Origin of the sequence: Burkholderia sp. Ac-20392, from assembly GCF_017104585.1 — a bacterium.
Lineage (GTDB): Bacteria > Pseudomonadota > Gammaproteobacteria > Burkholderiales > Burkholderiaceae > Burkholderia > Burkholderia lata.
In genome coordinates this window covers 1-2,332 of record NZ_JAAGPB010000854.1, presented here as the reverse complement: position 1 = coordinate 2,332, position 2,332 = coordinate 1, and the positions used below count along the sequence as shown (strand labels likewise).

4 protein-coding genes are annotated in these 2,332 nt (G+C 66.6%); all 4 read left to right on the top strand.

Going from position 1 to position 2,332, the window contains the following annotated elements:
- Positions 1-154 precede the first annotated feature (154 nt).
- On the top strand, positions 155-382 hold the full coding sequence (locus G3N99_RS38985; RefSeq protein WP_006402122.1) for a sulfurtransferase TusA family protein: 228 nt from the start codon (positions 155-157) through the stop codon (positions 380-382).
- A gap of 195 nt (positions 383-577) precedes the next feature.
- On the top strand, positions 578-1,000 hold the full coding sequence (locus G3N99_RS38980) for a peptidase (protein WP_174934542.1): 423 nt from the start codon (positions 578-580) through the stop codon (positions 998-1,000).
- A gap of 268 nt (positions 1,001-1,268) precedes the next feature.
- Entirely contained in the window at positions 1,269-1,973 is a 705-nt protein-coding gene (locus G3N99_RS38975; RefSeq protein WP_006490421.1) for a response regulator transcription factor, read from the top strand.
- On the top strand, positions 1,970-2,332 hold a 363-nt coding region (locus G3N99_RS38970; protein WP_206125059.1), incomplete at its 3' end, for a LysM peptidoglycan-binding domain-containing protein. The genes G3N99_RS38975 and G3N99_RS38970, both read left to right, overlap by 4 nt.

Genomic DNA, 2,332 nt, shown 5'->3' with positions numbered 1-2,332 from the left:
ACCCGACGCTCTTCGGATCGGGCATCACAGGCACCTGAGCCCGGCGGCGCGGGCGCCGGGCCGCTGGCGGCCCGGGCAGGCAAGGCGGCGCTGCGGTAAAATCCCGGCTTCTCTCCGCGCCTTGAATGGCGCGTCATTCGAAGGTCGACAGCCGATGCAGATTCACAAGGAAGTGGACGCGCGCGGGCTCAATTGCCCGTTGCCGATCCTGCGTGCCAAGAAAGCGCTCGCCGATATGGAAAGCGGGCAAATCCTCAAGGTGCTCGCGACCGATCCCGGCTCGCAGCGCGATTTCGCCGCGTTCGCTAAGCAGACGGGCAACGAGATCGTCGAATCGACGACGCAGGACAAGACCTTCGTGTTCCTGATGCGCCGCCGCTGACGGCCCGCATCACGGCGCCGGCCGCGCCCGGCGTCGGCCACACTTTTCTGACAATTCTTAAACCTCGCTGCGTGATCGGCTGCGTATACTGACCCGGCCGGTCGTCCGCTCCCAGCGGATGCGCCGGCCACGGTACGTCGTACGGCGGGCACGGGGGCCATGCCAGACGCTACCGTCGTACAAACGGGAGAGGACATGTCCTTCAGACCAGGGACCATTCGACGTCCGTCCGGAGCGGAACGCAGCGTATCGGGACTGAGCCGTATCGAGCTCGACCCGCAACAGGATCGCCACGCGCGTGCCGCGCTGGAGGCCTACGCGGATTCGGCCGCGGCCGAGATGCCGTGGCTGGCCGAGTGGCTCGACGAACGGCTGCGCGATGCCGCACAGGACGACGGCTCGGGCCTGACCTACTGCGGTGCGACGATCGAGCGCGTGTTCGATCTGGCGCAGGCGTGGGCGGCGAGCCAGCCGGACTACGCGGCCACCGCGTGGGAGCGTGTGCGCGGCCAGCTGCAGCGGATGCTTGCACAACCGGCGCGTCCGGAGCCGCTGTCGCATCGCGTGCCGGCCGACGACGTCGCCGAGCCGGTGGCGGGCACCATGGGTGCCGATTAGGCGCTCGATTGCGCGGCAGGAAGGATTATTCGAAGAAAAGACGGTAGTCCGCGCAATTTATTGGCGAATTTCATACTACTATGATGAAATCGCCGGTTCGTCCGTGCCCCGTTTTTGAGATATTTTGCCGGGGTCGCCGGTTTGCGCAGGTGGCGCGAGCGGCGAACGACGGCTCGCCGGCCGGTATCCGGAAGCCGCGCACGTGCTGCGCGGCCGGGTGGGGGCGGGGAGCTGAACTGGACGAATCGATTTCGATTTGCGGGGTGCTATGAGAATTGCTGTACTGGATGACGATCCGGCCCAGACGGATTTCGTCAGTCAAACGCTGACGGCCGTTGGCCATACGTGCTATGCGTTCAAGGAAGGCAAGGCCCTGAAGAAGCGTCTGCAGCGCGAGACGTTCGATCTGCTGGTGCTCGACTGGAACGTACCCGACATGTCCGGCGAGGAAGTGCTGAAGTGGGTGCGTGCCAATCAGACCGAGCACAGCCTGCCGATCATCTTCATGACCAGCCGTGACGACGAGGCGGGGATCACGCAGATCCTCAACGCCGGCGCCGACGATTACGTGGTCAAGCCCGTGTCGGGCCCGATCCTGCGCGCGCGCATCGGCTCGCTGCTGCGTCGCGCGTATCCGGTCAACGCCGAGGCTACCGTTCGCGAATTCGATCAATTCCGTTTCGACGTGAACCTGAAGCAGGCCTACGTCGGCGACAAGGCCGTGAGCCTCACGCAGAAGGAATTCGAACTCGCGCTGCTGCTGTTCCAGCATCTCGACCGGCCGCTGTCGCGCGCGCACATTCTCGATCTCGTGTGGAAGCAGGCGACCGACATCCCGTCGCGCACGATGGACACGCACATCTCGATGCTGCGCACCAAGCTCGGCCTGCGGCCCGAAAACGGCTATCGCCTCGCGCCGATCTACGGCTACGGCTACCGGCTCGAGCGGGTCGGCCAGGGAGAACCGGAGTGACCACGGGAATCACGCAGCGCACGGCGAACCTGCGCACGGCAGCACTGCGCGCAGCCAGCGCGGTCGCGTTTGCGTTCGCCGCGCAGCATGCGGCTGCCCAGCCGCCCGCGGCGGCGGGCAAGATGGTCGTCTACCGCACGCAGGCGGGCGACACGCTGTACGACGTCGCCGCGCGCTACCTGCAGGGCGCGGGCGACTGGCAACTGCTTCAGCAGATCAACGGCGTGCCCGCGCCGAAGCACCTGCAGCCCGGCATCGCGCTGAAGCTGCCGGTGGCGCGCCTGCGCAAGGAAAAGCTGACCGCCCGCGTCATCGCGGTGCAGGGCACGGCCGAACGCGCGTCCGGCGACGCTTACGCA

Coding starts and splice junctions, on each gene's coding strand:
- G3N99_RS38985 (WP_006402122.1), top strand. CDS start 155: ATGCAGATTCACAAGGAAGTGGACGCGCGCGGGCTCAATTGCCCGTTG.
- G3N99_RS38980 (WP_174934542.1), top strand. CDS start 578: ATGTCCTTCAGACCAGGGACCATTCGACGTCCGTCCGGAGCGGAACGC.
- G3N99_RS38975 (WP_006490421.1), top strand. CDS start 1,269: ATGAGAATTGCTGTACTGGATGACGATCCGGCCCAGACGGATTTCGTC.